We start from the raw sequence: 7,411 nt of genomic DNA on the forward strand, positions 1-7,411 counted from the left end.
AGCCAAGCATGTACATAGCCCTGTTCGGGAATTCATTAGCAGTGTATACGTGAGCGTCAGCAATGGGGAGCCGAAGGAATCAAGGCTCGAATAGGTAGAAGCCGAGTCGGCATCAACCGCTGTAGCTCATTGACTACTGCAGCGGTGGGACTTGTCTAGTGGTCCAGTGAGACGTAGATCGAGGCGTGGTTACGCGGAAACGCAGAGCGCACCACCTGCCAAAAACCGCGAAGTACCTGGACGAGAAGGGCACGCCGGTCGCGACTTCAATCAAGCAAAGCGGGTTCCGGGAAATGGAGGTGCGCGGCCTCGCTCCGGCCATCGGGAGGCATGAGCGTAACATCATGAAATAAGACTTCATGGGAATGTGCAGACGGATAATACTGAGGTCTAGAACGGAGGGTCACCAGCATCGTTCGTCTAGGCGCGGACGGCAGCACGAGCGAAGCAAATCATCAGCGCGATGCAGTCCTACGGGGTACCACAGCTGGAATACTTGCCGTCGTAGCTGTGGGTGGAGCCGATAGACCCGATGCGACCGGCAAGTTGATGACAAGGTCGCGAAGAAACAACCTGGAGGTCGAGGTGACGTTGAGGGAAAGGCTTCAGCAACTGGTGCGATCGGCACCGCCGGGCACACTCGTTCCTGTCGAGGGGCTGGCAAAGCTCATCGATGGAGCCGAGGAGGACGGGGGAGACTTGGCGGCGGAGGAGGTAGGCCGTCTCGCTGCCGAGAGGTTCGGACGAAAGTCCGCGTATACGCCGGCGGCGATCCGGAAGTGGATTCGGTCGGGCCTGCGAGGGGTACGCCTGCGCGCGTACCCCTCCGGCAGCGGCTATCGGGTTCGGCGGCGTGACTTCGAGCAGTTCGTCTCCGCCGTGCGGGACCAGCAGGTGGACGGCGGGGAATCCACACCACGGGTAGACTCGGGATACGACCCCGAACTCGACGACGAGATCAGTCTCGGCCAACGCGCCTACGCCGCCAACTCCCGCTGAGCAGCGAGCGCCTCTACCGTCGCTCGCCCATCCTCCGTCAGTTCCCACCGCGCTCCGCGGCCCTCCCCAGCACAGATCACGAGTTCCAGTTGCACCAGCCGCGCACGCGCCGGGTAGAACGTGCCCGGTGACATCTGCAGCGCCCGCATCCAGTCTCCGGTCGGCAACGGCCCGGATGCGAGCATGCAGAGAGTGCGCGCCTGCCCCGCCGAGAGCGCCGCCGCAATCCCACGGGCGAGCTGACCCCGGTGCGCGTCCGCCCAGTCGCTCCACCGGTACTCCAGGTGCGGGCGCGAGCGGCGGAACCGGGCGTGCTTGAAGTAGCGCTCCTCCAGCATCTCCATCGAACCGTGCCCCATCTCCGCCCGTAGCTTCAGCGTGGACATGGGCTGGCCTGTCTCGTCGCAGGTATAGGCACGGTGCGTCGCGAACGTCGGGCGGAAGCGCCGGGTCCGGACCTCGCCCTGCTCGAAGCCCGCCAGGGCGGCGATCTCGTCGAGCGCCTTGCGCCAGTCGCCCACGGGCTCGGTGGGCGTCGCACCCGGAAAGAGGAGCCGGCCGGTCGGCGCCTGTGCGCTGGCCAGGTACTCGCCCATGATCTCCGCCAGCTGCGGCTGCAGGGCGATGTAGCGGGTGCGGAACTCCGTCTTCAGGTGGTCGCGGCTGACGTTCGTGCGGACCATCACCACCCCGTCGGGAAACTCCGGGTCGTCCGGCAGGCGCAGGTCGATCACTTCCCGCGACTTCGCCTCCGACTCGATGCAGCCGGTCAGCAGCTCCCACGCGAGGAGCGGGTAGATCGGCAGCCCCGGCTGGCTGAGAGGAAAGAGACGCCGCGCCGCCTCCATCAGGAGGGCCGCCTCCCATACCTCCAGGTGCCTGGTCGGAGAGCTCTCGGCCGTGGGCTTGTCGACCAGGTCCTGGACCAGGTTCCGCATGACGATGCCCTTGCTCTTGGCACGCTGGAGCATGTTGCCGAGCGCTCCCAGGTACTTCCGCTGCGTCGCCCAGCTCAGCCGGTCTCCGCGCCGTCCGGCCGAGGCCTGTGAGCTGGGCGCAGCCTCGCGGAGATGCTCCATGTACGCCTCGACGTGCGCCGGCTCGAGTTCACGGACATCGCGAACGCCCAGACCGCGGAAGAACCGCGCGGCGTGCATCAGCCGCGTACGCTGTCGGGAGATCTCATGCTCGGATGGACAGCGGCGGCCCTTCACGTCGGCCTTGGCCGCCAGGTGGTAGCCGATGAAGGCGCCGATGGAGGTGGGGACGTCGGGCGCCGTTCCCGTGCCGCCGCTCGGCCGGAGCTGGCGCTTCTCCCGTAGCTCGATCAGCCGCTGGGCGAAGAGGATGGCGGCGGTGTTGGGATCCTGGGTGGCGGCCTTCTGGCCGCGGTCGACCAGCGGCTCCTGGCGGCGGCCGCCCCACGCCTCCCACGCCCCCAGTTCGGCGTAGGCGCGGCCGTTGATCCAGCGGATGTACGCCCGCGGTTCGGTTTCGGCGCCGCGGGGACGTCCTCGTGTACGGTCGGACATGCGGTGTATCGGTTGGGCGTTACAGGGCGATACCCCGGAACACCGACCGACGCCCGAACGGAAATTGTGAAAGGAATTGTGAAAGCCGCGGAAGGGCCCCAAACGCAAAAACCCCCGCGACCGCTGCAAGTGCAGCAACCGCGGGGGTTTGCGAAAAGTGCGCCCGACAGGATTCGAACCTGTGACCTTTGGCTCCGGAGGCCAACGCTCTATCCAGCTGAGCTACGGGCGCGCACGTACGGGATGGGAGGCAAATAAGCCGAGTTCTGTCACCCGTTTCCGGGAGAGGATCATTTCTCTTGGACCGACGTTGCCGCCGGCCTCCAGCAGCCTACCCGGGACTCGTAACGGAGCGGGCAGCTCCTTGTCCCTGCTCGGCCTTGCTCCGGGTGGGGTTTACCATGCCGCGCCTGTCACCAGCCGCGCGGTGCGCTCTTACCGCACCGTTTCACCCTTGCCTGTGCCCTCGCGGGCCATCGGCGGTTTGCTTTCTGTTGCACTTTCCGTCGCCTCACGACGCCCGGCCGTTAGCCGGCACCCTGCCCTGTGGAGCTCGGACTTTCCTCGACACGAACGAGCCGTGCCGCGATCCTCACTCGCCTCCCAACACCCATGTTTTCAAGAAAGTGCCCAGGAGAGGACTCGAACCTCCACGCCGGTTAAGGCACCAGATCCTTAGTCTGGCCTGTCTACCAGTTTCAGCACCTGGGCAGAGAGGGCCGTGCGTTCCGTACCGCGGACAGTGCTCCCGAGAGGACTCGAACCTCCACGAGCTTGCGCCCACTAGATCCTGAATCTAGCGCGTCTACCAGTTCCGCCACAGGAGCGTACCAGTCCGCGGACCAACTTCCGGCCTTCTCAAATCGTGGCGGCGTGACCGTGATGGCTCACGCCGCGAAGGTGCGCCCAGAGAGATTCGAACTCCCGACCTTCTGATCCGTAGTCAGACGCTCTATCCAGCTGAGCTATGGGCGCATGCTACTGCTCGTCGTCGCGCAGCCGGCGCAACAGTGCACCGAGTAGGAATCGAACCTACAACCTTGGGATTAAGAGTCCCCTGCTCTGCCAGTTGAGCTATCGGTGCGTTCGCGACAGGAGGGATAATGTACCCCTCCGTCGCGGTTTCGTCAAGTCAGTACGCCGCCAGGCCGGTGATGTCCTGGCCCAGGATCAGCGCATGCACGTCGTCGGTGCCCTCGTACGTGTACACCGACTCCAGGTTGGCCATGTGGCGCATGGACTGGTACTCCACCAGGACGCCGTTGGCGCCCAGCAGCCGCCGCGCCTCGCGCGCGATCTCGGTGGCCATGTCCACGTTGTTGCGCTTGGCCAGCGACACCTGCTCGGGACGCATCGTCCCCGCGTCCTTCATGGCGCCCAGACGCCAGCAGAGCAGCTGGGCCTTGGTGATCTCGGTAAGCATGTTCGCCAGGCGCACCTGCTGGATCTGCGTGGCGCCCAGCGGCCGGCCGAACACCTCGCGGTTCTTTGCGTAGCTCACCGCCTCGTCGAAGCACGCCATGGCCGCGCCCACCGCGCCCCACGCAATGCCGTAGCGGGCCTGCGTCAGGCACATCAGCGGGCTCTTCAGCCCGCCGGACTTGGGGAGCAGGGCCGTGTCGGGCACGCGCACGTCCTGCAGCACCAGCTCCGACGTGTCCGACGCCAGCAGCGACAGCTTGCCCTTCTGATCCTTGGCGCTGAACCCCGGCGTGTCGGTGGGCACGACGAAGCCGCGGATGCTCCTGGCGTCGTCGCCCGTCTTGGCCCAGATGATGGCGATGTTGGCGGTGGACCCGTTGGTGATCCACATCTTGGCGCCGTTGATCACCCAGCCGTCGTCCGTCTTCCGGGCCCGCGTGATCATCCCCCCGGGGTTGCTGCCGAAGTCGGGCTCCGTCAGGCCGAAGCAGCCGATCACCTCGCCCGTGGCCATCCGGGGAAGGTACTCGCGCTTCTGCTCCTCGCTGCCGAACGCGTAGATGGGGTACATGCACAGCGCGCCCTGCACCGAGGCGAACGAGCGGATGCCGCTGTCGCCGCGCTCCAGCTCCTGCATGATCAGCCCATAGGACACGTTGTCGAGCCCCGCGCAGCCGTACTCCTCCGGCAGGTTGGCGCCGAACACGCCCAGCTCGGCCATCCCCGGGATCAGCTCCTTGGGAAGGTAGCGGCCCACGTACGCGTCGTTGATCACCGGCATCAGGTGCTCGTCCACCCACTGCCGCACGGTGTCGCGGATCATCCGCTGCTCTTCGGTGAGCAGCTCGTCGATGCTGTAGAAATCTACGCCTTCAAACCTGGCCATCGGTCACGGCTGGGTTGGGGGATCGGGTCGGTGCGTCGGGCCCGGATGGAAGCGGCGGAATGTACCGGCCGGGTCCGCCCCGGGCAACCCGGCCCCAGCCGTCGCGCCCCGCCGTCCCGGCGGTCATATTGTCGCCCGTCCGCCGATCCGCACCCGCACCGCACCCATGCATGCCAGGCACGCGCACCCCCGCCTTCGACGTCGTCGCACTGGACGCGGACGACACGTTGTGGCACAACGAGCCCATCTTCACCGCCACCCAGGAGCGGTTCCGCGCGCTGCTCACGCCCTACCACGACGCGGCGTGGATCGACGAGCGCCTGTACGCGGCCGAAAAGCGCAACCTCCAGCACTTCGGCTACGGGGTGAAGGGCTTCGTGCTGTCGATGATCGAGACCGCGATTGAATTGACGGAGGGGCGCATCGCCGGAAGCGAGGTGCAGCGCATCATCGACATGGGGCGGGAGATGCTGACGGCGCGGGTGGAGTTGCTGGACGGGGTGGCGGAAACGGTGGAGGCGCTGGCAGAGAACCATCGCCTGATGCTGCTGACCAAGGGCGACCTGTTCGACCAGGAAGCCAAGCTGGCCCGCTCCGGCCTGGGTGACCACTTTTCCGCGATCGAGATCGTCTCGGAAAAGGACGCGCGCACCTACGCCGGCGTGATCGCACGGCATCGCATCAACCCGTCGCGGTTCGTGATGGTGGGCAACTCGCTGAAGTCCGACGTTCTGCCCGTGCTGGAGGCGGGCGGGGCGGCGGTGCACATCCCCTACGCCATCACCTGGATCCACGAGCAGGTGCCCGACGAGGCGCTGCACGGCAAGGAGTTCGCGCGGCTGGCGAACATCCGTGAGCTCCCCGCCTGGCTCGCCGGCGTGGAAAGCCCAGGCTGACCAGAAAGAAGAGCGCCCCGGCGATGCTCGGCCGGGGCGTCTCTTTCTTGGACGGACAAGTGCGTCAGACGTTGAAGCGGAAGAGCAGGATGTCGCCGTCCTGGACGACGTACTCCTTGCCTTCCGACCTCATCAGCCCCTTGTCGCGGGCGGCTTTCACCGAGCCGGTCTTTTCGAAGTCGCCCCAGCCCACCGTTTCGGCGCGGATGAAGCCGCGCTCGAAGTCGCTGTGGATGACGCCCGCGGCCTGCGGGGCCCGCGCGCCGACCGGGATCTCCCAGGCGCGCACTTCTTTTTCGCCCGCGGTGAAGTACACCTGCAGCCCCAGCAGCCGGTACCCCACGCGGATCAGCGTGTGCAGGCCGGGCTCGTCCAGCCCCAGCGAGGCCAGGAACTCCTGGCGCTCCTCGGGCGGAAGCTCGGCCAGCTCGCTCTCGATCTTGCTGGAGATGGGGATGATCTCCGCGCGCTCGCCGCTGGCCTCCACCGAGGTGCGCAGGGCGCGGACGTGCTCGTTGTCGCCCTCGGGGAGGTCGTCTTCGGCCACGTTGGCCAGGTAGAGCACCGGCTTGCTGGTCAGCAGGTTGTACGAGCGCAGGATCTTCTGCTCGTCGTCGTTCGCCTCCACCACGCGCGCCGGCTGGCCCTCGCCCAGGGCGGTGTTCAGGCGCTCCAGCAGGCCCAACTCGGCCTGGGCGTCGCGGTCGTTGCCGCGGGCCGCCTTGCGCGCCTTCTCCAGCCGCTTCTCCACCACCCCCAGGTCGGCCAGCGCCAGCTCCAGGTTGATGACCTCGCGGTCGCGCACCGGGTCGACGCCGCCCATCACGTGCACCACGTCGGGATCGTCGAAGCAGCGCACGACGTGCACGATGGCGTCGGTCTCGCGGATGTTGGCCAGGAACTGGTTGCCCAGCCCCTCCCCCTCCGAGGCGCCCTTCACCAGCCCGGCGATGTCGACGAACTGCACCGTGGCGCGCAGCACCCGCTGCGGCTGCACCTTTTCGGCGAGCAGGTCCACGCGCGGGTCCGGCACCTCTACCATGCCCACGTTGGGCTCGACGGTGCAGAACGGATAGTTGGCGGCGTCGGCGCCGGCGGCCGTCAGCGCATTGAACAGCGTGGACTTGCCCACGTTAGGCAGCCCCACGATACCCAGCTTCAGCATATGTTGAACGCAGTCGGATTCGTCCCCAAACGAACAAGCCGGGCCTCAGATCTGAGAGCCCGGCCGAGCGCTGAACGTACACCCATCGGCGGGTGCCGTCAACCCGCGCACCATCAGCGGTATGCGGAAATCGCTCCCGTGGCGGCGAAGGTCCGCAGCTGGTCGCGGGTGCCGTTGAACCAGTTCTGGTCCACGTTGCCGGCGATCCCCGCCACGCGTCCCTCGTCCGTGTGTTGCCAGAAGGTCCAGTCCCGCCACCCCGCCGGAAGCTTCGGCTCCGCCACGCCGTAGTGCGCCACCCAAAGCGGGTACTCGCTGAGCGCCGCGCCCACGCTCGCCGTCCAGAAGCTGGCGCGGCTGTAGATGATGGGCCTGCGCCCCGTCGCGCGCTCCACCGCTTCCAGCCAGGTTCGCACGCCGCGCGCGATGGAGTCCGGCGATGCACCGTCCGTCACCTCCACGTCCAGCACGGGCGGCAGGTCGCCCGCGGCGAGCGGCACGGTGCGCAGAA

6 protein-coding genes, 5 tRNA genes and 1 other RNA gene are annotated in these 7,411 nt (G+C 67.0%); 2 read left to right on the top strand and 10 right to left on the bottom strand.

What is annotated here, in order from left to right; all coding sequences use genetic code 11:
* Positions 1 to 549: 549 nt before the first annotated feature.
* Positions 550 to 999, top strand: a complete 450-nt coding sequence (locus VIB55_RS17625) for a hypothetical protein (RefSeq protein WP_331877983.1) — start codon at positions 550 to 552, stop codon at positions 997 to 999.
* Here VIB55_RS17625 and VIB55_RS17630 read toward each other — a convergent pair.
* From VIB55_RS17630 to VIB55_RS17665, 8 genes are all read right to left on the bottom strand, one after another.
* Positions 978 to 2,531 carry a hypothetical protein gene (locus VIB55_RS17630; RefSeq protein ID WP_331877984.1) on the bottom strand — a complete coding sequence of 518 codons (1,554 nt, stop codon included), beginning with the start codon at positions 2,529 to 2,531 and terminating at the stop codon, positions 978 to 980. The two genes, VIB55_RS17625 and VIB55_RS17630, sit on opposite strands and share 22 nt — an antisense overlap.
* A gap of 158 nt (positions 2,532 to 2,689) precedes the next feature.
* Positions 2,690 to 2,763 (bottom strand) — tRNA-Arg (locus VIB55_RS17635).
* A 7-nt stretch (positions 2,764 to 2,770) separates the two neighbouring features.
* An RNA gene (rnpB, locus tag VIB55_RS17640) (RNase P RNA component class A) lies at positions 2,771 to 3,138 on the bottom strand.
* A gap of 20 nt (positions 3,139 to 3,158) precedes the next feature.
* Positions 3,159 to 3,242: transfer RNA gene (locus VIB55_RS17645), tRNA-Leu, on the bottom strand.
* Between the two features lie 32 nt (positions 3,243 to 3,274).
* Positions 3,275 to 3,358 (bottom strand) — tRNA-Leu (locus VIB55_RS17650).
* Between the two features lie 74 nt (positions 3,359 to 3,432).
* Positions 3,433 to 3,506 (bottom strand) — tRNA-Arg (locus VIB55_RS17655).
* Between the two features lie 36 nt (positions 3,507 to 3,542).
* A tRNA-Lys gene (locus VIB55_RS17660) sits at positions 3,543 to 3,615 on the bottom strand.
* A 48-nt stretch (positions 3,616 to 3,663) separates the two neighbouring features.
* Positions 3,664 to 4,839, bottom strand: a complete 1,176-nt coding sequence (locus VIB55_RS17665) for an acyl-CoA dehydrogenase family protein (protein ID WP_331877985.1) — start codon at positions 4,837 to 4,839, stop codon at positions 3,664 to 3,666.
* 170 nt (positions 4,840 to 5,009) lie between these two features.
* On the opposite strand from VIB55_RS17665, the gene VIB55_RS17670 reads away from it, so the two are divergent.
* Positions 5,010 to 5,735 carry an HAD family hydrolase gene (locus VIB55_RS17670; RefSeq protein WP_331877986.1) on the top strand — a complete coding sequence of 242 codons (726 nt, stop codon included), beginning with the start codon at positions 5,010 to 5,012 and terminating at the stop codon, positions 5,733 to 5,735.
* A 64-nt stretch (positions 5,736 to 5,799) separates the two neighbouring features.
* Here the strand turns inward: VIB55_RS17670 and ychF are convergent, their stop codons facing one another.
* Positions 5,800 to 6,900: a redox-regulated ATPase YchF gene (ychF, locus tag VIB55_RS17675; protein ID WP_331877987.1), complete on the bottom strand. Its 1,101-nt coding sequence runs from the start codon at positions 6,898 to 6,900 to the stop codon at positions 5,800 to 5,802.
* A 113-nt stretch (positions 6,901 to 7,013) separates the two neighbouring features.
* The coding region (locus VIB55_RS17680) for a glycoside hydrolase family 25 protein (RefSeq protein WP_331877988.1) at positions 7,014 to 7,411 on the bottom strand (398 nt) is incomplete at its 5' end.

Source organism: Longimicrobium sp. (genome assembly GCF_036554565.1).
GTDB lineage: Bacteria > Gemmatimonadota > Gemmatimonadetes > Longimicrobiales > Longimicrobiaceae > Longimicrobium.